29 protein-coding genes are annotated in these 26,399 nt (G+C 47.8%); 11 read left to right on the plus strand and 18 right to left on the minus strand.

The genetic code is table 11. The annotated features are described in order from the left end of the window. Nucleotides 1–493: 493 nt before the first annotated feature. The 8 genes from EHN13_RS02730 (at nt 494) to EHN13_RS02765 (ending at nt 6,302) form a co-directional block, all read left to right on the plus strand. Entirely contained in the window at nt 494–1,480 is a 987-nt protein-coding gene (locus EHN13_RS02730) for an ankyrin repeat domain-containing protein (protein WP_124020839.1), read from the plus strand. A 356-nt stretch (nt 1,481–1,836) separates the two neighbouring features. After that, nucleotides 1,837–2,277 (plus strand): hypothetical protein, encoded by a 441-nt coding sequence (locus tag EHN13_RS24480; RefSeq protein ID WP_001044498.1) that lies wholly within the window; start codon nt 1,837–1,839, stop codon nt 2,275–2,277. 15 nt (nt 2,278–2,292) lie between these two features. After that, nucleotides 2,293–3,237, plus strand: coding sequence for an ankyrin repeat domain-containing protein (locus EHN13_RS02740; protein WP_124020840.1), 945 nt, complete (start codon nt 2,293–2,295; stop codon nt 3,235–3,237). 177 nt (nt 3,238–3,414) lie between these two features. Then, nucleotides 3,415–3,819, plus strand: coding sequence for an ATP-binding protein (locus EHN13_RS02745; protein ID WP_124020841.1), 405 nt, complete (start codon nt 3,415–3,417; stop codon nt 3,817–3,819). Continuing rightward, entirely contained in the window at nt 3,816–5,057 is a 1,242-nt protein-coding gene (locus EHN13_RS02750) for a relaxase/mobilization nuclease domain-containing protein (RefSeq protein WP_124020842.1), read from the plus strand. The genes EHN13_RS02745 and EHN13_RS02750 overlap by 4 nt, the downstream gene beginning before the upstream one ends. Before the next feature lie 189 nt (nt 5,058–5,246). Beyond that, complete coding sequence (locus EHN13_RS02755; protein ID WP_124020924.1) at nt 5,247–5,519, plus strand: hypothetical protein; 273 nt, start codon at nt 5,247–5,249, stop codon at nt 5,517–5,519. Between the two features lie 49 nt (nt 5,520–5,568). Continuing rightward, complete coding sequence (locus EHN13_RS02760; protein WP_124020843.1) at nt 5,569–5,955, plus strand: hypothetical protein; 387 nt, start codon at nt 5,569–5,571, stop codon at nt 5,953–5,955. A 26-nt stretch (nt 5,956–5,981) separates the two neighbouring features. Then, entirely contained in the window at nt 5,982–6,302 is a 321-nt protein-coding gene (locus EHN13_RS02765) for a hypothetical protein (protein WP_057058078.1), read from the plus strand. A 145-nt stretch (nt 6,303–6,447) separates the two neighbouring features. Here EHN13_RS02765 and EHN13_RS02770 read toward each other — a convergent pair whose 3' ends face one another. Further along, on the minus strand, nt 6,448–6,873 hold the full coding sequence (locus tag EHN13_RS02770; protein WP_080917259.1) for a hypothetical protein: 426 nt from the start codon (nt 6,871–6,873) through the stop codon (nt 6,448–6,450). A 988-nt stretch (nt 6,874–7,861) separates the two neighbouring features. On the opposite strand from EHN13_RS02770, the gene EHN13_RS02775 reads away from it, so the two are divergent. Next, nucleotides 7,862–8,428 carry a helix-turn-helix domain-containing protein gene (locus tag EHN13_RS02775; RefSeq protein WP_080917262.1) on the plus strand — a complete coding sequence of 189 codons (567 nt, stop codon included), beginning with the start codon at nt 7,862–7,864 and terminating at the stop codon, nt 8,426–8,428. An 88-nt stretch (nt 8,429–8,516) separates the two neighbouring features. Here EHN13_RS02775 and EHN13_RS02780 read toward each other — a convergent pair whose 3' ends face one another. Together EHN13_RS02780 and EHN13_RS02785 are read right to left on the minus strand one after the other, a co-directional pair. After that, nucleotides 8,517–9,092: a hypothetical protein gene (locus EHN13_RS02780; RefSeq protein ID WP_016239676.1), complete on the minus strand. Its 576-nt coding sequence runs from the start codon at nt 9,090–9,092 to the stop codon at nt 8,517–8,519. Beyond that, complete coding sequence (locus EHN13_RS02785; protein ID WP_124020844.1) at nt 9,089–10,558, minus strand: tyrosine-type recombinase/integrase; 1,470 nt, start codon at nt 10,556–10,558, stop codon at nt 9,089–9,091. The genes EHN13_RS02780 and EHN13_RS02785 overlap by 4 nt, the downstream gene beginning before the upstream one ends. A gap of 159 nt (nt 10,559–10,717) precedes the next feature. Between EHN13_RS02785 and mutS the strand changes: the two genes are divergently transcribed. After that, nucleotides 10,718–13,285 carry a DNA mismatch repair protein MutS gene (gene mutS / locus EHN13_RS02790; protein WP_124020845.1) on the plus strand — a complete coding sequence of 856 codons (2,568 nt, stop codon included), beginning with the start codon at nt 10,718–10,720 and terminating at the stop codon, nt 13,283–13,285. A gap of 122 nt (nt 13,286–13,407) precedes the next feature. Here the strand turns inward: mutS and EHN13_RS02795 are convergent, their stop codons facing one another. From EHN13_RS02795 to EHN13_RS02805, 3 genes are read right to left on the minus strand one after another with little or no spacing between them, the layout of a single operon-like run. Further along, a complete protein-coding gene (locus EHN13_RS02795; protein ID WP_061068471.1) occupies nt 13,408–13,644 on the minus strand; it encodes a non-oxidative hydroxyarylic acid decarboxylases subunit D in 237 nt (78 codons plus the stop codon). Between the two features lie 10 nt (nt 13,645–13,654). After that, nucleotides 13,655–15,082, minus strand: a complete 1,428-nt coding sequence (locus EHN13_RS02800) for a non-oxidative hydroxyarylic acid decarboxylases subunit C (protein WP_061068472.1) — start codon at nt 15,080–15,082, stop codon at nt 13,655–13,657. Then, nucleotides 15,082–15,675: a non-oxidative hydroxyarylic acid decarboxylases subunit B gene (locus EHN13_RS02805; RefSeq protein ID WP_124020846.1), complete on the minus strand. Its 594-nt coding sequence runs from the start codon at nt 15,673–15,675 to the stop codon at nt 15,082–15,084. Before EHN13_RS02805 ends, EHN13_RS02800 begins: the two co-directional genes overlap by 1 nt. A gap of 159 nt (nt 15,676–15,834) precedes the next feature. On the opposite strand from EHN13_RS02805, the gene EHN13_RS02810 reads away from it, so the two are divergent. After that, on the plus strand, nt 15,835–16,239 hold the full coding sequence (locus tag EHN13_RS02810) for a MarR family winged helix-turn-helix transcriptional regulator (RefSeq protein ID WP_048213054.1): 405 nt from the start codon (nt 15,835–15,837) through the stop codon (nt 16,237–16,239). A gap of 143 nt (nt 16,240–16,382) precedes the next feature. Here the strand turns inward: EHN13_RS02810 and rpoS are convergent, their stop codons facing one another. From rpoS to cysD, 12 genes are all read right to left on the minus strand, one after another. Beyond that, nucleotides 16,383–17,375: an RNA polymerase sigma factor RpoS gene (rpoS, locus tag EHN13_RS02815; RefSeq protein ID WP_000081498.1), complete on the minus strand. Its 993-nt coding sequence runs from the start codon at nt 17,373–17,375 to the stop codon at nt 16,383–16,385. A 61-nt stretch (nt 17,376–17,436) separates the two neighbouring features. Beyond that, nucleotides 17,437–18,519, minus strand: a complete 1,083-nt coding sequence (gene nlpD / locus EHN13_RS02820) for a murein hydrolase activator NlpD (protein WP_306308092.1) — start codon at nt 18,517–18,519, stop codon at nt 17,437–17,439. A 186-nt stretch (nt 18,520–18,705) separates the two neighbouring features. Then, nucleotides 18,706–19,332 (minus strand): protein-L-isoaspartate O-methyltransferase, encoded by a 627-nt coding sequence (locus tag EHN13_RS02825; RefSeq protein WP_048213056.1) that lies wholly within the window; start codon nt 19,330–19,332, stop codon nt 18,706–18,708. Continuing rightward, nucleotides 19,326–20,087: a 5'/3'-nucleotidase SurE gene (gene surE / locus EHN13_RS02830; RefSeq protein ID WP_003825728.1), complete on the minus strand. Its 762-nt coding sequence runs from the start codon at nt 20,085–20,087 to the stop codon at nt 19,326–19,328. The genes EHN13_RS02825 and surE overlap by 7 nt, the downstream gene beginning before the upstream one ends. Beyond that, on the minus strand, nt 20,068–21,117 hold the full coding sequence (truD, locus tag EHN13_RS02835; RefSeq protein ID WP_124020847.1) for a tRNA pseudouridine(13) synthase TruD: 1,050 nt from the start codon (nt 21,115–21,117) through the stop codon (nt 20,068–20,070). Before truD ends, surE begins: the two co-directional genes overlap by 20 nt. After that, nucleotides 21,114–21,593 (minus strand): 2-C-methyl-D-erythritol 2,4-cyclodiphosphate synthase, encoded by a 480-nt coding sequence (gene ispF / locus EHN13_RS02840; RefSeq protein ID WP_003034167.1) that lies wholly within the window; start codon nt 21,591–21,593, stop codon nt 21,114–21,116. Before ispF ends, truD begins: the two co-directional genes overlap by 4 nt. Before the next feature lie 66 nt (nt 21,594–21,659). Then, nucleotides 21,660–22,355, minus strand: coding sequence for a 2-C-methyl-D-erythritol 4-phosphate cytidylyltransferase (gene ispD / locus EHN13_RS02845; protein WP_048213058.1), 696 nt, complete (start codon nt 22,353–22,355; stop codon nt 21,660–21,662). 18 nt (nt 22,356–22,373) lie between these two features. Beyond that, complete coding sequence (gene ftsB / locus EHN13_RS02850; protein ID WP_003034163.1) at nt 22,374–22,685, minus strand: cell division protein FtsB; 312 nt, start codon at nt 22,683–22,685, stop codon at nt 22,374–22,376. 215 nt (nt 22,686–22,900) lie between these two features. Then, the gene (locus EHN13_RS02855; RefSeq protein ID WP_048213060.1) at nt 22,901–23,224 is read right to left on the minus strand and encodes a DUF3561 family protein; all 324 of its coding nucleotides are present in this window, start codon (nt 23,222–23,224) and stop codon (nt 22,901–22,903) included. Between the two features lie 47 nt (nt 23,225–23,271). Beyond that, entirely contained in the window at nt 23,272–23,877 is a 606-nt protein-coding gene (gene cysC, locus EHN13_RS02860) for an adenylyl-sulfate kinase (protein WP_048213061.1), read from the minus strand. Further along, a complete protein-coding gene (gene cysN, locus EHN13_RS02865; protein WP_124020848.1) occupies nt 23,877–25,304 on the minus strand; it encodes a sulfate adenylyltransferase subunit CysN in 1,428 nt (475 codons plus the stop codon). The genes cysC and cysN overlap by 1 nt, the downstream gene beginning before the upstream one ends. Before the next feature lie 9 nt (nt 25,305–25,313). After that, nucleotides 25,314–26,222, minus strand: a complete 909-nt coding sequence (gene cysD / locus EHN13_RS02870) for a sulfate adenylyltransferase subunit CysD (RefSeq protein ID WP_005130891.1) — start codon at nt 26,220–26,222, stop codon at nt 25,314–25,316. Nucleotides 26,223–26,399 lie beyond the last annotated feature (177 nt).

Here is a 26,399-nt window from a genome sequence, read left to right on the forward strand (position 1 = left end):
AAATGAGCATCCTCAAGCCGAATAACTTAAAGGATGCTCTTCCAATTTTAATAAGCATTATCAACAGCAAAAAACCTCATAAAAAACACTACTCATTTAATTTCCAATATCAATAAGAACACGAATAATCACCATTATATTACTTGATCTTTTATATATCCTATAGCATAACTTTCCAAAGTATTAATATCTTAGCCTCTAATTATGTTCTTTATGCAGGGCAGCTCCCATCTGCAATATTCTTCCATACATTTAAAATATCTTTTTACTTACTTAAACAATCCAAACACAAACCAAAACATAGATAAATAATCTTATGAAAATAATTAATCCACATCACATAGGATAACCTTATCGGCCCATGTTCCATTAAGCTAAGAATAACCTCAAACAAACCAAATTAGATACATCCTTAATAAAACAAAAATAAATTTGAATACCGTAAAATCTGGTGTTATTAATATCTTGAAAACAACAGAAAGGAGATAAAAAAATGAAACCAAACGAAAGTAATAAAAATAACCTCTTCCGTGTAAAGTCAAAAAATGGTGTCCTTCGTTGCCTTAAGGCTGGCGTGGATATAAATATCTGTAATGATAAAGGTCAAACTGCTCTTTTTACCTGTAATGTACCCGAAGCTATACAGGCAATGATTGACGCTGACATTGACATTCACCACTTAGACAATGACGGAAACAATGCATTGTTTTATGCTCAAAATATAGAGACGGTGGAACTTCTTGTCAGCAATGGAATTAATGTAAACCACAGAAACAAGTCAGGCACCCTTGCCATACAGCATATTAATGTTTCACCTGGGTTAATAAAATATCTTATCAAAGCAGGACTAGATATCCATGCCAAAGATAGCTATGGCAATTCCTTTCTTTTCATTCCATTTGAAGGATATGTGTACGATGCACTAATTGAGGCTGGTTGCGACATTAATCATAAAAATATAAGTGGACAGACAGCATTCGATCACTGGCAGTCAGAAAATAATAGCATAGTTGGTAAATATACGCACTGGGAATCTAAAAATGATAACTACATGCGCTTCCTTATCCGTAATATTCACCTTACAAACAGTTCAAAAATTGTATTCAAGAACATTACATTTAAATCAATTGAGCTGTTGTCATTGCTTATAAAACAAAAAAATGAATTTGAGATAAGTGATAAATGTATCATAACACCAACAAATGCCGACGCTAAAAAATTAATTTTACAACTAAAGAAGCTGACAGACATTAGTCATGTTTGGTTTTACATAAGCAGTACATATCTACTGACGCACTATGCAGGAAGACTGCTAATTAAATGGTTAATACGTAATGATATAAAAGTTGATATAGAATCGCTAAAAGAACGCTACTTCTATGAAGAAATCCTCCAGGAAAAATCACAGAGAGAGCAAAAGGTTTTACGAACAACGCTTCAACCAGTTACCTGTAAAGCAATTGCAAAAAAAAGATTATGAATTGAATCTGCCTGAACACTCTCCCCTTGGCTTTAACCTTTAGTCAGATAGCCAAGGGGCGCTAACATCATTAATTTAATACAAAGCCCCACATTGCACCTTAGCACTTTGATAAATTTATTTTTTAAAACACCCTCATCGCCAATTCATACAATATCAATCACTACTCTCAAACCAAATCAATCAAATAAAACACAGCACTTTTTGATAAAAACAATATAACAATGAAAAACAACACCTTATATGAAATATAATAAAAATATAACTATTTAATTAAATAAATATAAAAATATATTTGCATTTTGTTTATTTAATAATATATATTTCCTTTGTTAATTAAATAAAGGAGAACTAAAATGAATAAAACAAACTATCCAAGCCTGACTAACTATCTCGCCAAAACAAAAAAGAACGCAGATCTTTATAGATTATATAATCCACAATTTTCTTTTTTCTGCAAAAGTGACACTCAGGAGCAAAGATTTTATTTCGATTATTTCTCAAGACATATGGTCTCGAAGAGAAATATTTTAACCGTATTCTCTATCTATACATTCACCTCTTATAACATGAACAAAAAAGAGACAATAAAAAATTTCATTCGATTTCTCAAAACGACGAATGAAAGTACATTCCATAATGCTTTTTCATTTCGCGGTGGTAACATTTTGTATGTAAGCAACAAAAACATGTTGAAAGAGATCTCATGGTTTTCACTCGCTCGAATTTACGAAGACATTAAAAAAATAAAGGAATATAAAACCAACCATGACAACTATATCAGATTAGTCGCTTAACAGAGGAGAAAAATCATGAATAACAACGCAATAAATGCATTACTCTCTTGTAAAACTCCAAAAGACATTCAGGCTTGCATTAATGCAGGCTCCGATATTAATACACTGGATTCGTTTGGAAGAAATATACTGTTTTACTGTAAAAACCCAAGAATGATTGACACTCTGGTTAAAGCAGGAATAGATTTTAACCATGCTGACAACTATGGTCACAATGTTTTGTTTAACCAGCGAAATCCTCACATACTGAAAAAATTGATTGATTCCGGCGTAGATATACACCACAAAAATGGTCTCGGCCAAACCTGTTTATGCTCGTTAGCTGATAATATATCCTGTTGCAAAACCCTGATCAATGCTGGAATTAATGTCAACAATGTGGATAAATGCGGAAGAACAATACTTTTTTACGTAAAAAATCACTCTATCTTTGATTTGATGGTACAGGCCGGTTGCGATATAAACCACAGAGATAACCAGGGTCACGGTATTTTTGAAATTTGCCATTCATTAGGCGATTTCAAAGCCAAAATGCTCATTCGTCATATTAGTATGAAGGATAGCAGTCCAGTAATTTTCAACTACCTCAACAGCGAAAGTCTGCAGATAATGGATTTGCTTCAGAAGAAAAACCTTAACTTTACTATCTCTGATAACTGTCAGGTTTATCTAAGTGCCAATGAAAATGAAATGAGCTCTTTCTTCAGTGAACTAAAGAAGAAGACAGATATCAGCAACACACATTTTCGCCATATTGTACTGCGAGGTTATGATTTACGCGGGGACATTGAAACCATTAAATGGTTTATCCGCAATGACATCAAAATAGATAAAAAACAACTGGAACAGCATATTCGACATGATGAGATTTGTAAATATATAGCAGAACATGAGAGAAAGAAACTTAGCGAAATTATGAAACAAACAATCTCTTTAATGCCAGTAAAACGTAGATTGTAACCTCCGCCCCTCCTCACTGTCATAATGAATTTAATATGAACCCTATTTTTACCCAGAGCAGATTACCTAATTAGCAATCTGCTCCACCTCTCTTATTTATAAATTTCGACACTGCCTTGACTTATTTTACCAATGCGCTAACTGTAGATCATGAACACATTTTAAAAAAGGTTAGATATGCATAAAAATGAAAGTAAAGAAGATCTATCAAGAAGCTCAAGAAGAGGTAAATTCCATACAGCAAAATATTCACCTAATGAAGTTCGAACTCACTGCGTCAGCGTTCGGTTAAACGAAGAAGAATTATCTATTCTCGATAGTAAAAGAGGCCCTTATAAAAAAGGGGAATGGCTAAGAATGGCATCCCTCAACAAACTCCCACCGGTATTACCTGAAATCAATCGTGAAGCATGGATTAAACTCGGCAACCTTTCACAGGATTTAAACCGCCTGCTGAATCATCTCGACAGCAAAAGCCCTGACAGCGAACTGACCCGTACAGAACTCTTTGCCCTGCGCAGACAAATAAAAACTCTTCGCGATCACCTTATTCCTACAACCTTTCTGGAGTCAGACCGATGAAAGGCATGCAGAAAATAAAAAGGGGTAAACAATTCGCTGGTGTGATTCTCTACAGCCTGAAGCCAGGTTCTCACCACAAAATCACGCCTTATGTTATCGGTGGCAACATGACGGGCAGCGCTGCTGCAGAGCTTATAAATGAATTTGAAGGCACCCGACTGCTGCGTCCCGATGTCGCCAAACCTGTCTGGCATAATTCGCTTCGCCTGCCAAAGGGTGAGAATCTGTCAAACAGACAGTGGGCAGCATTCGCTGACGATTATATGGCCCGAATAGGCTTCACTGACACCCATCTTCGCTGCTATATCATGCACGATGATCCGGATGGGCAGCATATTCATATCATTGCAAGTCGTATTAACATGGTCGGTGGAAAACTCTACCTGGGGAAAAATGAAAATCTTATCAGCACGCGGATTATCAGTGAGCTGGAGAGAGTACACGGTCTCACCGAAACTACGAGTGTAACGGGTAGTCACCGCCAGGATAATAGGAAGCCTTCCCGTAATGAACTGATGATGGCAGAACGCACAGCAGCTCCCTGCCCTAAGTCACAGTTGCAGGCCCTTATCGACAATGCATTAACCCCCCGTCCCGATTTACTATCCTTTGTCCGCTTACTGGAACAGGAGGGAGTGAGCTGCAAACCCAATATCGCCACAACGGGTAAAATGAATGGATTTTCATTTCAGTACCAGGGCATCGCCTTTAAAGCCTCTCAATTGGGTAAAAAATATGGCTGTCCTTCCCTGCAAGCACTGATTGATTTTACGCCAGAGCATCTTACTGTACTGAAAGAAGCACAAAAGCCGACAGAACCTAAAATTGCGCCAGTGCCAGTACCAGTGCCAGTGCCAGTGCCAGTGCCAGTGCCAGTGCCATCATGCGAGTCTGAAGAACAGGCTGCAAACCGGGAAACGATTCTTGAGAAAATCCATCAGCTTGAAGAAAAAATTCGACTGGAAAGACAACAGGAGACAGTGGGTATCATTCAGCTCAGGAGCAAGCTGCACAATACAACCCGTCAGATACCCCGCCAGCGTCGCCTGAAGGCGTGGCTTTTACTACTCAGCCAAATTGTTGTACTTCTAAGGCGCAAGGGACTGTCACTGCTGCATGCCACAATACATCATTTCCGCAAGATTCTTCATCTGCACCTATTAGAACCCATTCCTTTCACAGCCGGTCATTCCCTTCAGGAACAATCAGTTAGTAATAACCAGCACCTCACACCATAAGAATCACTAGTTTATAATGTAATGATAGTCAATAAATTATTGATCGTTTATATAGATCGATAATTTGATTACGATAGCTAAAATCTATCACAAAGCAATCATCGATCGGTACAAGCAATTTTACTAAAGCGGGTCATTCATCGAAAATGTTCAAAAATACATCACCTTAAATCAGGCCATGGAGTCATGATGGATAATAAAACGATTAGCTGCCCCTTCTGCTTTACACAAAGCCCACATGGTGTGCGGGTTTGCAAAGGCTGTCATGCAAAAGTGGCCTATGGTGAAAGCCCGCTCAGTGTGGCATTCCTGTTTCAATTCGTGGCATTAGCTATCGCTTGGTTAGTATTTTCATTGACCGGCAGTACTCCTGTCTCAGTCATTACGTTTTTTGCCAGCGTCATTATTCTTATCTGCATTATTAAACAGAAATATGCAGACAGAGTTGTTTTTATACGGTGATATTAATTTCATACCACCGCAAACATAAAAAATTAATATGAGAGAACTTATGAACAGATTCATGATTTCTGTGTTTTTTATTTCTTCTTTACTTATTTCTGGCTGTTCAACATCAGGCAACCAGCATCTAAAAAAAGAAACATCACAAAGTCTGCAGTCGAAAATCATCAAAAATAAAACAACGAAATCAGAAATCATTACCGCATTCGGTCAGCCCGAAACCAAAACTACACTTGATAGTGGCAATGAAGAATGGACTTACTCGATGGACAACAATCAGTTTGATGCCACCACATTCATTCCCGTGATTGGACTGCTGACAGGGGGTTCACAGACGCAGGCCAAAACGCTGGAAATCGAATTTAAAGGCGAAACGGTCAGCAATTGGACGTTCTCTGAAAACAGCAGCAAGATGAAAACCGGTCTTATTCAATAACGTACTCTACAGTCTGGGATTATTTTATGAAAACATATGCATTTACCACACTCATTGCGTCCATTTTTTTGCTGAGTGGCTGTACCGGTGAACCGTCTGAGCAGGATATTTACACTGCGATGAATAAGGTCGTGGAGCAGACGAATGCCATCGTTAAATCCATAGCAGGTAAAGATGTCCCGAAAGACGCACTGCGCGAATTAAAATCAGTCAAAAAGCATGACTGCGTAGAAGTCTCTGATAAAAGCTATAAATGCAATGTGACGGCTATTGTCGATAACGAAAAGCGTACTGCTGCTGTAACCCTTGTCAAAACGGATGATGGCTGGCAGGTCGTTGATAAGTAAACCCACCTTAAAACCATCACGACAGGCGGGACGCCAACTGGGTGGCTCCTGCCTTTTTAATACTCGATTATGACCTGCCGGAAACGCCAGCTCCATTTCTCTCCACCATTCAGCATCCCATTCCTTGTACACGCTGCTGCCGCTATCAAAGTCTTTTCCTGATCACTGAGACTGGCGGAGTATAAGCCAGAGAGCCTGCAATGCGTTTCTTTTCATACTGAGCCAGCAAATCAGCATAAATATGCTCTGCTTCGTCCAGATTGCCTGAAATATAATTCACAAGTGAATTCAGGCAATGCAGCAACGTGTCGCTATTTGCAAGCTTCCTGAGCAGCGTTGTGTTCAGAGTCGAAACGACTCCTGTAAACATCTGCATAATATTATCTACGTGATAACATGAATTACGGTACTGCGCCCGTGAATAAAAATACTTCAGATGATACCCTGCGAAGAGAACATAAAGTTTTTTATAAAAGGCATTGTTATTAACGCTGTTGTGATGATGGGTTATAAATTTATCAACAACATGTATAAATTTTTCCTCCTGTGATAAAACATTAATAGCACTCATGATTTCCTCCATTCTTTTGTTTTTATAATTAAGTACTATCATCTTAAAAATTAAAATCAATAGTAAAATTAAAATATTTTATTATTGATATATATTTTACCCCCATAAGTAAAAATAGCTTTTACTGTACTATGGTGTGTCTACCCGACTGTATTACTATTTCATATTTCAATTATCAGAGTTATTTCCCTATTGCTGATAAGAAACCCACAGGAATATTTTTTGAGAGCGTGCTACGCACTGGCTTACGCCCCTACTACCGATAAATGTTAATTATTTTTACCAAACAGTTGAAAAATCGTAATTTTGTCTCCCTGGCAGCGCCGCTGAGTGCCCACAGCACTCACTCGCTGAAGCAGAAAGGATTTTTCCGAAGGGTCCCGGCGTGAGCCGTAGTCAGCAGACGGGTAAAATCATGTATCTGTGTTCGCTTTCCCGATCAACTCAGACTCCTGATTTTTTTGCGCGAAGCGTATTTGTAATGACAGTTAACCTCAGTTCTATGAACTCGTGCGCGAAGCGTATTTATACTTTCAGAAAATACTGTAGTAATGTTCTGAAGCCCAATGGCGCAACATACAGTTGCGCAGGCTTCATTTCAGAAATGATATTATGTAAGAAAAACAACAATAAAAGTATTTTCATCAGGTACACCAAGGCCTTGAGTGTCGATCTAATGTAAAACTGTGGTTTCTTATTTCTTTATCACTCTTTTATCTTGCAGATCAAAATAGGAAATTAATCAATAAAATCATATCATTACGCAAAATCTGCTGTTGTTAATTTCAGCACCAAAAATCATTAATTACATACCAGGTGATGGTGAAATTTAGTACCCCTTGTTTTAAATCTGATAACCCATTACCCCCTACTAAATAATAAACTTAAAATTTAAAAGTAAATATAATTAAAATAATATCACTAACCAAGTTGACAAATGAATTAAACATGCCATATCTGTAATTACAAAAATAAAAAAGGAGCCATTATGTCAATCACAAGTGTTGTATTAACTAAAGAACAGAAATCCATTATTGCAGAAGCATTAGAGGTTATGCCCGAAGATCTGGAAGAGATAAAAATTAAAGCAACCAGCTATAAAAAGACGTCCTTCAGGGACGATTTCTCAATGATCTTTAAAGGTAATATGGCGACACTCGCCAGAATGGATTTGACGCCCACAGCATTTAAAATTGTGCTTTATCTCTTCTCAGCCATTGATTACGGTAATATTATTCCTGATTTTTCACAGTCACGTACTGCTAAAGAGCTTGGACTGAATAAATCAAATGTTTCACGTGCATTCAAAGAGTTATTTGGTAGGAAAATACTTATTCGTGACACCATAGATAATCAGGTATATCTGAATTCAAACTTGTGCGTTAAGGGAATTCCTCGTCGTTTCAATGAAGATCTGATGGATAAATTCAGAAAATCCAGACTGGAGACAGAAGACTTTGCCAATTCGTTTAATTTTTATCGTGCCGGGAGTAAAACAAAGCCGGTTAAAAAATCCAGAAGAAGATATCCTGAAGACGGAATTCCATTTGATTGAAATAATAAACAATGCTGTTGAAAATTTACACTTCCGCAGATAATGATTTCCCAATACAAATTCAACTTTATATTGGGAATAAAACTAATCATAAGATATCATTAAGTATATGACGTTCTTGTTCAACTTCACATGATTTAATCATCCCACTTAGTACTCTAACAAAAACGTCATTCCATTTCTGACGCTCTCTCGAAGTATGCCAGTTCTCAAACAACACTTTTTCAAGAGAGATCCAAATAACTTCTGCGCGAGAGGTATTTAATAGCTCCTTGAATACTTCGTCAGATACAGTAAGAGCATGAGAATAGATTTTATTATCAATAGTCCAGAAAGGCTCTGGCTTGGTAAAATCAGTCAAAGAAGCAAAAGCCAACCCACGGATCTGTGCTGCTTCCATTGTGCTGTTCACTTTATGATGATCCCGCCATGTTCTTAAATCACCTAAAAGATAATTTACTCGTTGATTCCTTGCCTTGCTGTCTTCTGCCTGGTATTGAATATAAGCAGGGCCATTACCAGTCTGGCGATAACGAGCCAATGTTTTGACACTTACACCAAGATAAAGGGCCGAAACTTCAGCACTCAGGGTTGCATCATCTGGCATACTACCAAATAGCCGCCATACTTCGGCGTATTCCCTTAAAGTATCAATAGTACTCATTCCTTATTCTCCTGATTTTCTGGCAATGGTGGGTACTTCGCCGAAGCCAAAAGTGTATTATACAATTCTGGTGACGTCATCAGCATATGAAGCTCAATCAGTTGAAGAGCTTCAAATACCCGCTCTTTATCAGGCTCAGCATATCTTTCAGTAGGGTCTGTGGTATTACGGTGGTTAAGCAATCTTTTCACCACTGCATACGAAGTAAGCCCTTCTGCAACTCGACCAAAGGTTCTTCTTAGATCGTGCATTCCCAGCTTCATTATTCCAGCTTCCTGGCAGATATACTCGCGCAAGCTTTTACTGTCAGAATAATGTCCAACCTTGCTTCGTGATGAACGAGCCGGAAAAACCCATTTGCGTTTATCTGCCCGTATTTCGGTATCGTTGACGATATCTCGTCGGTCTTCCAGAATTCTCTTTGTAGCATCACAGATTGGAAGCTCATGGTCGTTACGATTTTTCGTGTCGTAAAAGCGAATAACCCGGTTTTCGAGATCGACATAGCTTGTCGTTCTGACTTCCTCTTCTGTCAGGGCCTCTCGCCAGCACAGTGTTGCTGTCTCTTCTTTCCTGGCTCCTGTCAAAATGGTCAGCAACAGATAATCACAACCCAAACGATTAAAACCTCGCTTATTGTGTAATGCACCTAGAAACCGTCCCAAAGTATCTTTGGGGGACAATGGATTTCGTACGCCCTTGGCACGATAGCTATCTTCCAGCTCAGATCGTGTTCTGAACTTCTTCTGTACCTTTAAAATTGAAAAAGGATTATAGGACAACGAAGGTTGTCGTTGCTGGGTCTGAGCATTCCCAGCTTCTATCTCGATTGCGTGTTTTACAGCAACATTGGCCCACCTAAAAGTCTGTTCTGCTGCTGTTCTGGCTCTTGAAGCAATCTCGTCAAACTTCCGAAGGATTTCATTACCAGTAAGATCCTTGATTCGAAGGTTCCGCCATTCTTTTAACCGACTCTCAGCTTTGTCTAACACATTGAGAGTGTTTGGTTTAGCAGGTTTTGTTCTGCCAAGTAAGTGACTCCTGTATTGGGCAAAAGCTTCACTCACAGTCAATTCAGCCAGATCGAGTTCCCTTTTAATCTTGTTGGGATTTCTCTTTGTTGCAATCATTGTCTGAACCAACTGCCGAGCTGCCTCACGGGCTTGATCGATACTTGGAAAATCAGACACATTTCCAACCTTTACTTTCAAGACAGAGCTTGGCTTCTTACCCTCACTGACATTACGATCTGACGAGGCTACTCTTCGCTGGATTACATAGGTTTTTTTCGTCAAACTGACCTTCACACCGAAACCAACAGGCGAATCTCGATGATCGTCAAAAACTATGTAAGGTTTTTGGTCAGGGTTAGCTTCGAAAACGACTTTTCCAGAGCTACTGAGCTCAGGCTTAACATTGATACTTAACTTATTGATAATAAAAGCCTGATTGAGAGTTGTTTTCAAAGTATCACCACCATTTGTAGCCCAGAGAAGGAGTAAAACCAATCTATCACGTCTTGGGCTACAAGTGAGCTACAAATTTATGGGTTTATGTGGGTTTAAAAGGGTTTTACCTGGGGCCACATGAGCACTTGAAAGAATTAAAAAACGAGCAAAATCAATATGAATGAGTCTATTGACAAGGATCTATCAGACCACACGCCAATGATGCAGCAGTATCTCAAGCTGAAGGCTCAGCACCCGGAGATCCTGCTGTTTTACCGCATGGGCGACTTTTACGAACTGTTTTATGACGACGCGAAACGTGCGTCGCAGCTGCTCGATATCTCGCTGACCAAACGTGGCGCATCGGCAGGCGAGCCCATCCCGATGGCGGGCATTCCCCACCATGCGGTGGAAAACTACCTCGCTAAGCTGGTCAACCAGGGGGAATCTGTCGCTATTTGCGAGCAGATTGGCGATCCAGCAACCAGCAAAGGGCCGGTTGAACGCAAAGTGGTACGCATCGTCACACCGGGCACCATCAGCGATGAAGCACTTTTACAGGAACGTCAGGACAACCTGCTGGCCGCCGTCTGGCAGGACAGTAAAGGCTTTGGCTACGCCACACTGGACATCAGCTCCGGGCGTTTTCGCGTCAGTGAACCCGCAGACCGTGAGACGATGGCTGCGGAACTACAGCGCACCAATCCTGCCGAATTGCTGTATGCCGAGGATTTCGCAGAAACGTCGCTGATCGAAGGCCGTCGCGGCCTGCGTCGTCGTCCGCTGTGGGAGTTTGAAATTGATACCGCCCGCCAGCAGTTAAACCTGCAGTTTGGCACACGGGATCTGATCGGCTTTGGTGTGGAAAACGCGCCGCGTGGATTATGCGCTGCCGGCTGCCTGCTGCAATATGTAAAAGATACCCAGCGCACCTCACTGCCACATATTCGCTCCATCACCATGGAACGCCAGCAGGACAGCATCATTATGGATGCCGCCACGCGCCGCAATCTGGAAATTACCCAGAACCTGGCCGGTGGCGTAGAAAACACGCTGGCATCGGTGCTCGATTGCACCGTGACGCCAATGGGTAGCCGTATGCTCAAACGCTGGCTGCATATGCCAGTCCGCGATACGCAGATACTGATCGAGCGCCAGCAGACCATCGGCGCGCTGCAGGATTCCACCAGCGAATTGCAACCCGTACTACGTCAGGTGGGCGATCTGGAACGTATTCTGGCACGTCTGGCACTGCGTACCGCGCGCCCACGCGATCTGGCGCGGATGCGTCACGCCTTCCAGCAATTACCGGAACTGCGCGCTCAACTGGAAAACGTAAACAGCGCTCCCGTACAGATGCTGCGCGAGAAAATGGGCGAGTTCACGGAACTGCGTGAACTGCTGGAGCGTGCCGTGGTTGATGCCCCGCCAGTGCTGGTACGCGACGGTGGCGTTATCGCACCGGGCTATAACGAAGAGCTGGACGAATGGCGAGCGCTGGCTGATGGCGCAACCGATTATCTGGACAGACTGGAGATCCGCGAGCGCGAGCGCACCGGCCTGGACACATTGAAAGTTGGATTTAACGCCGTCCACGGTTACTACATTCAGATCAGTCGTGGACAGAGTCATCTGGCACCGATTAACTACGTACGCCGTCAGACGCTGAAAAATGCCGAGCGCTACATTATTCCTGAGCTGAAAGAGTACGAAGACAAAGTTCTGACCTCAAAAGGCAAAGCGCTGGCACTGGAAAAACAGCTGTATGACGAGCTGTTCGACATGCTGTTGCCGCATCTGGCTGATTTACAGCAGAGCGCCAGCGCACTGGCAGAGCTTGACGTGCTGGTCAACCTGGCCGAACGCGCTTATACCCTGAACTACACCTGCCCGACATTCAGCGATAAGCCCGGTATCCGTATTGCAGAGGGTCGCCATCCGGTGGTGGAACAGGTGCTGAGTGAGCCGTTTATCGCCAACCCACTTAACCTTTCCCCGCAGCGGCGGATGCTGATTATCACCGGGCCAAATATGGGCGGTAAAAGCACCTATATGCGCCAGACCGCGCTGATTGCGTTGCTGGCCTACATCGGTAGCTATGTGCCGGCACAAAAGGTAGAAATAGGTCCAATCGACCGTATCTTTACCCGTGTGGGCGCAGCGGATGACCTCGCATCCGGTCGTTCAACCTTCATGGTAGAAATGACCGAAACGGCCAATATTCTGCATAACGCCACTGAGAACAGCCTGGTGCTGATGGATGAGATTGGGCGCGGGACCTCAACCTATGACGGTTTATCTCTGGCCTGGGCTTGTGCTGAAAATCTGGCGAATAAAATCAAAGCACTCACGCTGTTTGCTACCCACTACTTCGAACTGACTCAGTTACCGGAAAAAATGGAAGGCGTAGCGAACGTACATCTGGATGCGTTAGAGCATGGCGATACCATCGCCTTTATGCACAGCGTACAGGATGGCGCGGCGAGTAAGAGCTATGGTCTGGCGGTCGCGGCACTGGCTGGCGTTCCGAAAGAGGTTATCAAACGCGCACGGCAAAAACTGCGCGAGCTGGAAAGCATCACGCCAAACGCCGCGGCAACGCAGGTTGATGGGACGCAGATGTCACTGCTCAGTGCACCGGAAGAGACATCACCTGCCGTTGAAGCACTGGAGAATATTGACCCGGATTCGCTGACGCCGCGCCAGGCACTGGAGTGGATCTATCGGTTGAAGAGTCTGGTGTAATACTCGTGATGCCGGATGACGGCTCCGTCTCATCCGGCCTACGGCCTGATTTGTAGGCCCGATAAGCACAGCGCCATCGGGCAAATTTACCGGGCGGGGCTTCGCCTCGCCTGCATTTTTGATTAGCGCTTATCTTCCGCCAACAGAGGGGGGATACTTGGCACCATCGGTGCTTCATCAATATCCTTCTGCGTCATGCGAAACGCCTGCGGGTAGTGCTCACGGCTGGTGCGACGTAGCGGTTCAGTATTACGCCAGGTGTACAGACAATGCTGGCACTGATATACCGTCCAGACGCCTTTTACCGGCGAGTTCGCCATCACTTCAATATGTTCATCGGCACAACGTGGACAAATCATCTACAACTCCTTATTTACGGTTAGCCAGCATGGCGGTCAGCTTTTCAGCCCAGGCTTTCGTTTCCGGTAAATCACATACCGGCTGGCTGTAGTGCCCACGGTTATCCGGCGCGACCGGCGTGGTGGCATCAATAATTAACTTGTCGGTAATCCCCGCCGGACTGGAACCCGGATCAAGCTCCAGCACCGACATATTCGGCAATTGCACCAGATCCCCCGCCGGGTTAACCTTCGACGACAGCGCCCACATCACCTGCGGTAAGTTGAACGGATCAACATCCTCATCAACCATAATCACCATTTTCACGTAACCCAGACCGTGCGGCGTGGTCATCGCCCGCAACCCTACCGCACGGGCAAAGCCGCCGTAGCGTTTTTTGGTGGAGATAATCGCCAGCAAACCGTGGGTGTACATGGCGTTCACCGCCTGCACTTCCGGGAATTCTGCCTTCAACTGTTGATACAGCGGTACACAGGTTGCTGGCCCCATCAGATAGTCGATTTCCGTCCACGGCATCCCGAGATACAGCGATTCAAAAATAGGTTTACTGCGATAAGAGACTTTATCAATGCGCACCACAGTCATGTTGCGCCCGCCAGAGTAGTGCCCGGTAAATTCACCAAATGGCCCTTCTATTTCACGCTTGCGGCTTTCAATGACCCCTTCGAGGATCACTTCTGAACCCCACGGTACGTCAAAACCGGTGAGCGGTGCGGTGGCGATCGGGTACGGGCTTTCTCGTAGCGCCCCCGCCATTTCGTATTCAGATTGATCGTACTTCAGCGGCGTTGCCCCCATCAGAGTGATGATCGGATCGTTGCCAAGGGTGATCGCAATCGGTAGATCCTCGCCGCGCTCTTCAGCCTTATGCAGGTGCAGCGCAATATCGTGCATCGGCACCGGTTGCAGGCCCAGCTTACGCTTGCCTTTTACTTCCATACGGTAAATACCGACGTTCTGCTTACCGAAATTGTCGACATCCAGCGGATCGCGCGAAACCACGCAGGCTTTATCAAGGTAGAAACCACCGTCGCCATCGTTCAGACGAAACAGCGGCAGAATATCAAACAGGTTGATATCGTCACCGTCGACGCTGTTTTCCGCCCACGCCGGGTTGGCACGACGCTCCGGCGTAACCGGAAATTTATCCCAGCGGCGAATGAATTCATCGATCTGTTTTTTCACCGGCGTATTCGGTGGTAAACCCAACGAGATTGCATGGTTCTGCCAGGAGCCGATAGTGTTCATTGCCACACGGGCATCGGTAAATCCACGAATGTTGTCAAACCACAGCGCAGGCGCCCCGTCGCCAATACGTCCGGTGGCATTGGCAGCCGCTGCTAAATCCGGTTCGGCGTTCACTTCTTCACTGATTTTCAGCAATTGTCCCTGGTCGTCCAGCGCCTGCAAAAAGCTACGCAAATCATCAAATGCCATTACTCATTCTCCTGTAAAAAATTCTGCGCCTGCCGTAACCCCTGCCAGCGACGGGCGTTTGGGTGTTCCAGACCAAACTGATCGAGAACGCGAGCGACAATGTGCTGCGTAATGTCATCGACCGTTTGCGGATGGTTGTAAAACGCGGGCATCGGCGGAACCATTGCGACGCCCATACGGGAAAGTGCGAGCATATTTTCCAGATGAATGGTGCTCAGCGGCATTTCACGCGGAACCAGCACCAGCTTGCGCCCTTCTTTCAGCACCACATCAGCGGCGCGCCCCACCAGGCCTTCCGCGTAGCCTGCGCGAATACCGGCCAGGGTTTTCATGCTGCAGGGGATAATGATCATGCCGTCAGTGCGAAACGAGCCAGAGGAAATACTCGCTGCCTGGTCCGCCGGATGGTGGCAATAGTCCGCCAGCGCAGACACATCGTTAACGCTGTACGGCGTTTCGAGCTCAATCGTCGTTTTAGCCCACTTCGATAACACCAGATGCGTTTCCACTTCCGGCATTTGCCGCAGCGCTTGTAGTAGCGCCACACCAAGCGGCGCTCCCGTTGCCCCGGTCATTCCTACGATGAGTCTCATTCAACCTCTCAATATTGTTCGTGTACGAACATTTTGCATAACATACTCCCACAACCGACTCCGGGCAAGGACACCTGGCACAGATAGCTAAAGTCGCGCTTATTAAAAAATCACGCGTTACCCGCTATGATAGAGACCGATCGTTTGCCCGGAGTTCCCATGGAGTTACGAAATACCGCGTTTCACTTACTACGTCAGCTTTTTCAAAAGCATACGGCTCGCTGGCAGCATGCATTACCGGAACTGACCAAACCTCAGTACGCAGTGATGCGGGCCATCGCTGAACAGCCCGGCATTGAGCAGGTTACCCTGACCGAGGCTGCAGTCTGTACCAAGGCGACGCTTGCGGAAATGCTGAGCCGGATGGAAAAACGCAATCTGGTCAGGCGTGAGCACGACCCGGCGGATAAGCGTCGGCGGTTTGTTTATTTGACCGCGCAAGGAGAAGCGTTACTGGCCAGCGCAACCCCGTTGGGAGATAGCGTGGATGATGAGTTTCTGGGCCGACTTAGCGGGGAAGAGCGCGAACAGTTTACGCAGTTGGTGCGTAAGATGATGAACTGATTTGCCGGATGGCGACGTAAACGTCTTATCCGGCCCACAAAGCCCTGCTCTCCGTAGAGCCTGATAAACGCAGTGCCATCAGGCAACAAACAAAGAAAAAGGCCAGCCTCACCGAGACTGGCCTTTCTTGATAGAACTTGTGCTTACTCGCGGAACAGCGCTTCGATATTCAGCCCCTGTGTCTGCAGGATTTCACGCAGACGACGCAGGCCTTCAACCTGAATCTGACGAACACGTTCACGGGTCAGGCCAATTTCACGGCCCACATCTTCCAGTGTCGCAGCTTCGTACCCCAGCAGACCAAAACGACGTGCCAGCACCTCACGCTGTTTGGCGTTCAGTTCGAACAGCCATTTGACGATGCTCTGTTTCATATCATCGTCTTGCGTGGTGTCTTCCGGACCGTTTTCCTTTTCGTCGGCCAGAATATCCAGCAACGCTTTTTCGGAATCGCCACCCAGCGGGGTGTCTACCGAAGTAATGCGCTCGTTGAGTCGGAGCATACGGCTGACGTCATCAACCGGTTTATCCAGTTGTTCCGCAATCTCTTCTGCACTCGGTTCGTGATCCAGTTTATGCGACAACTCACGCGCGGTACGCAGATAGACATTCAGCTCTTTTACAATGTGAATCGGCAGTCGGATCGTACGGGTTTGATTCATAATCGCCCGTTCGATCGTCTGGCGGATCCACCAGGTTGCGTATGTTGAGAAGCGGAACCCGCGTTCCGGGTCAAACTTCTCGACGGCACGGATAAGCCCCAGATTGCCCTCTTCAATCAGGTCCAGCAATGCCAGACCACGATTGCCATAACGACGAGCAATTTTCACCACCAGACGCAGGTTACTTTCAATCATGCGGCGGCGAGAAGCGACATCTCCACGCAGTGCGCGACGCGCAAAATAAACTTCTTCTTCGGCTGTTAACAGTGGCGAATAACCAATCTCACCAAGGTAAAGCTGAGTCGCGTCCAACACACGCTGTGTGGCCCCCTGCGATAACAGCTCTTCTTCAGCCAGGTCGTTATCACTGGGTTCCTCTTCACTCAAGGCTTTCTCATCAAAAGCCTCTACTCCGTTCTCATCAAATTCCGCATCTTCATTTAAATCATGAACTTTCAGCGTATTCTGACTCATAAGGTGGCTCCTACCCGTGATCCCTAACGGAACTAGCACGTGAAAGCCTGGTTCCGCCGAATTATCGCTGCGGTAAATAGCGCAGCGGGTTTACGGATTTCCCCTTGTAACGAATTTCAAAATGCAAGCGTGTAGAACTGGTTCCGGTGCTACCCATGGTAGCTATCTTCTGCCCCGCCTTGATTTCTTGTTGTTCCCGGACCAGCATTGTATCGTTATGGGCGTAGGCACTCAGGTAATCATCGTTGTGTTTGATGATAATAAGATTACCGTAACCACGCAGCGCATTACCGGCATATACGACGCGTCCATCTGCGGTCGCGACAATAGCCTGTCCTTTGCTGCCTGCAATGTCGATCCCTTTATTGCCACCTTCGGTAGCTGCGAAGTTTTCGATCACTTTGCCGTCAGTCGGCCAGCGCCAGGTAGAAATCGGCGAACTGGTAGAAGTTGAGCTTGCAGTCGATTCGGTTGCACTAACTGCCGGAGCCGTTACAGGCGCTGTGACGACGGTCCCAGCAGGCTTGTTGTTCGGCAACATTTTGTTAGCACTTTGTTCACCTGAATCCTCAGAATACGTAATTGTTGGTTTCGAAGCAACAGCAACGGTGGAATTTTGTGCAGGGTTGGTCACAACTCCTTGCTGTGCTGCATCCGCCTGGGTGATGGCATTACCACCGGTAATCGGTGCACCCGACGCGTTGCCCACTTGCAGAGTTTGTCCGACATTCAGGCCATACGGGGCCGGAACGTTATTGCGTTGTGCGAGGTCACGGAAATCGTTCCCGGTAATCCAGGCAATATAGAAAAGCGTGTCGCCTTTCTTAACAGTATAGGTACTGCCACCCGTATAGCTACCTTTCGGAATATTCCCATACTGACGATTGTACACAATCCGCCCGTTTTCCATCTGGACAGGCTGTTCTGCAACCGGCTGAACCTGTGTTGGCTGAGTCGCCGGGCGTTGCACCGGTTGGATCTGTGGCGTTTGTTGTACTGTCGCCGTTGATCCCATTTTTGGTGGAGGCGTGATCAGCATGCCGGAGCTGGTGTTCGATGATGCATTGCCGCCAACAGAGCTGACTGGCGCTGGTGGATTCGAGGTGTTTGAACAACCTGCCAGCCATAACGAAACCAGTGACAATGCCGCCATGCGGCGAACGGTAAATTTGTGGCTTCCCGCGCTCATTTATCCCCCAGGAAAATTTGGTTAATACCCAGTGACGTAATCACCGTGCAAGGCATCGGACTGGACACTGGAAAACGTGACCACGATACGCTTACTAATTCCAGAATATCCAGGAAAACTCCAGGTATTCAGCAGCGTTAGCTACGCCAGCTCCCCTTTGACTAAGGGAACAAAGCGTACGGCCTCCACGGTGTCGATAATAAATTCGCCTCCCCGACGACGCACCCGTTTCAAAAACTGGTGCTCATCGCCCACGGGCAAGACGAGAATGCCGCCTTCATCCAACTGCATCATCAATGCCGTTGGGATCTCCGGCGGTGCTGCCGTCACAATGATAGCGTCAAACGGAGCTCGCGCCTGCCAGCCTTGCCATCCATCACCATGACGGGTCGAAACATTATGTAAATCAAGCTGTTTCAGGCGACGACGCGCCTGCCATTGCAAACCTTTAATGCGCTCAACAGAGCACACGTGCTGCACCAGATGAGCCAGGATCGCCGTCTGGTAGCCAGAGCCGGTACCAATTTCCAGCACCCGAGACTGCGGTGTTAGCTCCAGCAGCTCGGTCATGCGAGCCACCATATAGGGCTGTGAGATAGTCTGCCCCTGGCCAATCGGCAGGGCGATATTATCCCAGGCCTTATGTTCAAACGCCTCATCAACGAACTTTTCACGCGGCACGGCGGCGAGCGCATCCAGGACATGCTCATCTCTGATGCCCTGCGCACGTAATTGTTCAAGAAGAGTGTGTACGCGTCTGCTTACCATTGCGTGTCGGCTCCCACGCTGTCTAACCAGTCAGAAACCACCTCATGCGCGCCATATGCGGTTAAATCGACATGCAGCGGCGTGATGGAAACATAACCTTCATCAACGGCAGCAAAATCCGTATCCGGACCGGCATCGCATTTTTCGCCCGGTGGTCCGATCCAGTACAGCGTATTGCCGCGGGGGTCCTGCTGTGGAATCACCTGATCCGCCGGATGGCGGCTGCCGCAGCGGGTAACGCGAATACCTTTGATCTGATCCAGGGGTAAATCCGGCACGTTGATATTCAGAATGCGACCGGTGCGCAGCGGTTCGCGGCTTAACGCGCGTAAAATCCGGCAGGTTACTGCGGCAGCAGTATCGTAGTGTTTATGCCCATCGAGTGAGACCGCCAGCGCAGGGAACCCCAGATGACGACCTTCCATCGCCGCCGCCACGGTACCAGAATAGATAACATCATCACCCAGATTAGGACCCGCGTTAATACCAGAAACGACAATGTCCGGACGCGGACGCATTAATGCGTTCACGCCCAGATAGACGCAGTCGGTGGGTGTCCCCATTTGTACAGCGATATCGCCATTATCATAGGTAAACGTGCGAAGTGAAGACTCCAGCGTCAGCGAGTTAGACGCGCCACTGCGGTTACGATCCGGGGCAACCACCTGTACGTCAGCAAACTCACGCAGCGCTTTCGCCAGCGTTTGTATACCGGGCGCGTGGACCCCATCATCGTTACTCAGCAATATACGCATAATCACCCATTGTGTTAATAAGTTCCCTTACAACACTGGTGGCGAAGCTACCTGCCGGTAGCCAGAAGCGCAACTCAACGGTTACGTCATCCCACCAGTTCCAGCTTAATTGTTGTGGATACAGCAACATAGCGCGGCGCGATGCCTCAACTTTCTCGCGCAATAACAGAGACTGTAGCGCGGTTTCGTCAGCAATAGCGGCTTCTTCAAACGCCAGCGCATCGCGCTGAGTTCCCCACTCACCGCTGCCCGGCAATGCCGCTGTTATCATCAATTCTTTCTCATCGACGCGACGCTGTAATTCAGTTTGTTCTTCCTGTGTGGCGACAAACCAGCTTCCGCGTCCCGACAATTGTAGCGCATCGCCGTCAACAACTTGATTAAAGTCTGTTTTTTTCAGGCGTTCACTGACTATCTGATTAAACAACGCGCTACGGGCCGCCGACAACCAAAAACTGCGTTTATTGCGATCGCGCACCGGCGCATCGCTTTGCGCCCAGCGCAACGCCCCTTGCAGGTTGCTGCCGCCGATACCAAAACGCTGAGCGCCGAAATAGTTCGGTACGCCGCGCTCGCTAATCGCCTGTAAACGCGCTTCAACATCATCACGCTCGCTCACTTCACGCAACACCAGCGTAAACGCGTTGCCTTTCAGCGCCCCTAAACGCAGCTTACGCTTGTGGCGCGCGTACTCCAGCACTTTACAGCCTTCAAGCTCAAATTTGCTTAAATCAGGCATCGCATTGCCCGGTACACGCGCGCACAGCCACTGTTCCGTGACCGCATGCTTGTCTTTCTGGCCAGCAAAGCTGACTTCCCGGGCGTGAATTTTCAGGAATTTCGCCAGCGCGTCAGCGACAAAACGGGTGTTACAGCCGTTTTTCAGGATACGCACCAAAATGTGCTCGCCTTCGCCATCCGGTTCAAAGCCTAAATCTTCGACGACGACAAAGTCTTCCGGATTCGCTTTCAGAACGCCATGGCCTTGTGGTTTGCCATGGAGATACGTCAGATCTTCAAACGCAGTCATTTCGTTGCCTTAATGAGTAACGCCACCGCTTCACAGGCAATCCCTTCCCCACGCCCGGTAAAACCGAGTTTTTCCGTGGTGGTCGCTTTCACGTTAACATCATCCATATGGCAGCCGAGGTCTTCGGCAATAAACACACGCATTTGTGGAATGTGCGGCAGCATCTTCGGCGCCTGGGCAATAATTGTCACATCCACATTACCAAGCGTATAGCCTTTGGCCTGAATACGCCGCCAGGCTTCACGCAATAATTCACGACTATCTGCACCTTTAAAGGCCGGGTCGGTGTCCGGGAATAGCTTACCGATATCCCCCAGCGCAGCCGCGCCCAGCAGAGCATCGGTTAACGCGTGTAACGCCACGTCGCCATCAGAATGCGCCAGCAATCCTTTTTCATACGGGATGCGCACACCACCAATGATAATTGGGCCAACTCCTCCAAAAGCGTGTACGTCGAAACCGTGTCCAATTCGCATTATGCCTTCTCCTGATATACACAACATCCTGCAGGCTGCCTCGTTGCAGCGTGAAGGATGAGGTGTCTAGATAGTTCGGGTCAGATAAAATTCCGCCAGCGCCAGATCTTCCGGGCGGGTGACTTTAATGTTGTCAGCGCGTCCTTCGACCAGCAGCGGATGAAAGCCGCAATATTCCAGTGCCGAAGCCTCATCCGTAATGGTTGCGCCTTCGTTGAGCGCTCGCGTCAGGCAGTCGTGCAACAGCTCGCGTGGGAAAAACTGCGGCGTCAACGCGTGCCATAAATCGGTGCGTTCGACCGTATGAGCAATCTCGGTCTTACCAGGCTCGGCACGTTTCATTGTGTCGCGTACGGGAGCCGCCAGGATACCGCCGATACGGCTGGCTTCACTTATTGCCAGTAAGCGGGCTAAATCATCCTGGTGCAGGCACGGACGTGCGGCATCATGCACCAGTACCCACTGAGCCTCCCCTGCGGCTTGCAAACCGGCAAGGACAGAATCAGCACGCTCGTTGCCGCCATCCACTACGGTAATTTGCGGGTGCGCAGCAAGTGGAAGTTGGGCAAAGCGACTGTCGCCTGGGCTGATAGCGATGACGACTCGCGTCACCCGGGGATGAGCCAGCAGCGCATCCACCGAGTGTTCAAGAATGGTTTTATTGCCAATAGAGAGATACTGCTTAGGACACTCTGTTTGCATTCGGCGGCCAAACCCGGCAGCCGGCACCACGGCGCAAACGTCCAATAAAGTGGCTGCCATGTTAAATCCCTGGACGGTTTATCGATTGTTTTGCCCTGCAGTCTGAGCACGTTTAGACGCGTCAGGCACCAGACGATAAAAGGTTTCGCCCGGCTTAGTCATACTGAGTTCGTTGCGCGCACGCTCCTCAATAGCCTCTTGTCCGCCATTGAGATCGTCAATTTCAGCAAAGAGCTGATCGTTACGCGCTTTAAGTTTCGCGTTTGTAGCTTGCTGCGCAGCAACATCATCGTTGACGCGACTATAGTCATGTATGCCGTTCTTACCGAACCACAGCGAATACTGCAGCCAGACTAATAAAGCCAGCAACAGCAGCGTTAGTTTACCCATCCTGCCCCCTGAAAAACGGCATTTACATCCCATAACTTCCGCAGACAACTTTACATCAACGGTCGGGAATGCCGCGACAACGCGGGCAAATGTACCACATTTGCCCGTTGTTACGTATACCCCGTGTAAGGAGAACATAATCTCATTGTTGGTTACGGTTTGAATTAGAGCTGCCGTTATGCGGCACCACTCACCATGAAAAAAGGGAAGTGAACCTAGCCCAGTAGCCACAGGAACAATGCGCCAAACATCGACCCGACCACCAGCAGGGTAAACGTAACGCTTAGCAGCAGCCGTCCCTGCATAAGCGAATGCAGGGCAATACCCGCCACAATGGCGACGGGCAGCAACGCGAGGAAAAAGGGCCAGGTATAAATGAAAAAAAACAGTGTATTAGGGCCATACATCAGACACGGGAATCCCAGCGCCAACAACCACGCAATAAAACCGACCACGGCCCCCGGTAGTGACCAGGTGGTTTCGTCGTCGGCGGCGAAGGTATCTGACTCTGTAATAGTAATGTTATGGCTGTTACGCATATCTAATCCTGTGACCGTGACTGACCGGGCATGTGAGCTCGGGTGTCTCAGGATCTGATAATATCTTCCTGCCTCAGCAGGTCTAATAATTGGGGTACCAAATTTGTTACCAATTGTTCACCATCAAGATGAATTTCTGGCGATTCAGGCGCTTCGTATACCGAATCAATGCCAGTAAAATTGCGCAACTCACCCGCCCGCGCTTTTTTATACAGCCCTTTTGGATCACGTGATTCACAGGTCGCCAGCGGCGTATCGACAAACACCTCTATAAAACGCCCTTCGCCAACCCGCTCACGAACCATTTTGCGCTCGGCGCGATGCGGTGAAATAAAGGCGGTCAACACCACAAGGCCCGCATCCACCATCAGGTTAGCCACCTCACCAACCCGACGAATATTCTCCTTACGATCGGCATCGCTAAATCCAAGATCGCTACACAGACCGTGGCGCACGTTATCGCCATCCAGCAGATAAGTGCTAACCCCCAGCTTGTGCAACGCTTCTTCCAGCGCTCCCGCCACCGTGGATTTACCCGAACCAGAGAGTCCGGTGAACCACAGCACAACACCACGATGCCCGTGGTGTTGCTCCCGCTGTTGCGGCGTAACAGGATGGGCATGCCAGACGACGTTTTCGTCATGCAGCGCCATTATTTTCCTCCCAGCAGATCGCGCGCACCCCAGTGTGGGAAATGGCGACGCACCAGCGCATTAAGCTCCAGCTCAAACGCGCTGAACTGGGATGTCGTGGCCTGCTCCTGGACGATCGGCTCGCGTACCAGTCCAGCCCCGACGGTAACGTTAGTCAGACGGTCAATGATAATCAGGCCGCCCGTGACCGGATTATGCTGATAGGTATCCAGCACCAGCGGTTCATCAAAGGTCAGATTAACCAGGCCGATGCCGTTTAGCGGCAGCGCTTCAACGTCACGTTGGGTAAGGTTATTAATATCGACCTGATACTCCACGCTATCAACACGCGCACGCGTCTTCTTGCCCGCCACTTTGATGTCATAGCTTAGCCCTGGCGACAACGGTTGTTCCGCCATCCACACCACATCAACGGCAGCGCTTTGTACCGCCGGCAACGCTTCACCGGCATCAAGTAACAGGTCGCCACGGCTGATATCGATCTCATCTTTCAGCACCAGGGTAATGGCTTCACCCGCGTGCGCTTCCTGCAAGTCGCCATCGAAGGTCACGATCCGCGCTACGCTGGACTCAACGCCGGACGGTAGCACTTTGACGCGCTGTCCCACCTTCACTCTACCGGAGGCCAACGTTCCGGCATAACCACGAAAATCAAGATTTGGGCGGTTCACATACTGCACCGGGAATCGCATCGGCTGAGTATCGACAACGCGCTGGATTTCAACAGTTTCAAGCACTTCCAGCAGCGTCGGGCCGCTGTACCACGGCATGCTGAAACTTTGCGACGCCACGTTGTCACCTTCCAGTGCTGAAAGCGGTACAAAACGGATATCCAGGTTGCCCGGCAACTGCTCTGCAAAGGTCAGATAATCTTCACGAATCCGGTTAAATGTCTCTTCGCTAAAATCCACCAGATCCATTTTGTTGATCGCAACGATCAGATGTTTTATTCCCAACAGCGTGGAGATAAAGCTGTGACGACGCGTCTGATCCAGCACGCCTTTACGTGCATCGATCAGCAGGATCGCCAGATCGCAGGTCGACGCACCGGTTGCCATATTGCGGGTGTACTGCTCATGGCCGGGGGTATCCGCAATGATAAATTTACGCTTCTCGGTAGAGAAATAACGGTAAGCCACGTCGATGGTGATGCCCTGCTCACGCTCGGCCTGCAAGCCATCAACCAACAGCGCCAGATCGAGCTTTTCGCCCTGGGTACCGTGACGTTTACTGTCATTGTGCAGCGATGAAAGCTGATCTTCGTAGATCTGTCGGGTATCATGCAACAAACGTCCAATCAGGGTACTTTTCCCGTCATCCACGCTACCGCAGGTTAAAAAGCGCAGCAGACTTTTGTGTTGCTGGGCAACCATCCAGGCTTCAACGCCGCCTTCATTAGCAATTTGTTGTGCAAGTGTCGTATTCATGGCGGCTCCTTAGAAATACCCCTGACGTTTCTTCAGCTCCATGGAGCCCGCCTGGTCGCGGTCAATCACGCGCCCCTGACGTTCACTGGTGGTTGAGACCAGCATCTCTTCGATAATTTCCGGCAGCGTCTGCGCGTCTGACTCCACCGCGCCAGTGAGCGGCCAGCAGCCGAGCGTGCGGAAACGCACCATGCGTTTTTTAATCACTTCACCGGGTTGCAGATCGATTCTGTCGTCATCAATCATCATCAACATGCCATCGCGCTCAAGCACCGGACGCTCTGCGGCAAGGTACAGCGGAACAATGTCGATGTTCTCCAGCCAGATGTACTGCCAGATATCCTGTTCCGTCCAGTTAGAGAGCGGGAATACGCGAATGCTTTCGCCTTTGTTAATCTGGCCGTTGTAGTTATGCCACAGCTCCGGACGCTGGTTTTTCGGGTCCCAGCGATGAAAACGATCGCGGAAGGAATAGATGCGCTCTTTCGCGCGCGATTTCTCTTCATCACGGCGTGCGCCACCGAATGCTGCGTCAAAACCGTATTTGTTCAGCGCCTGCTTCAACCCCTCGGTTTTCATAATGTCGGTATGCTTGGCGCTACCATGGACAAACGGGTTGATGCCCATCGCCACCCCTTCCGGGTTTTTATGCACCAGAAGTTCGCAGCCGTAGGCTTTTGCCGTACGGTCACGAAACTCATACATCTCGCTGAATTTCCAGCCGGTATCAACGTGTAGCAGAGGAAACGGCAGTGAACCAGGATAAAACGCTTTGCGCGCCAGATGCAGCATTACGCTGGAATCCTTGCCGATGGAATACATCATCACCGGATTCGAAAACTCGGCGGCCACCTCACGAATGATATGGATGCTCTCCGCTTCCAGTTGCCGCAGGTGGGTAAGTCGTTTTTGATCCATAACCGTTCCTATGTATTGCCGTTATTTTGCTAACGAAGTTCAGATAACCTGACTATAGGGAGGGCAAGAGAGCGAATGAAATTACGAATTGGAATGAGTAGTTCCTCAAAGGAATAACGATTTGGAAAAGCAAAGTTCAAAAAGTGCTTAAGCCGCCGGATTTCGGGCATTTAGGAG

It is taken from the genome of Citrobacter youngae (assembly GCF_003818115.1).
GTDB classification, from domain to species: Bacteria; Pseudomonadota; Gammaproteobacteria; order Enterobacterales; family Enterobacteriaceae; genus Citrobacter; species Citrobacter youngae.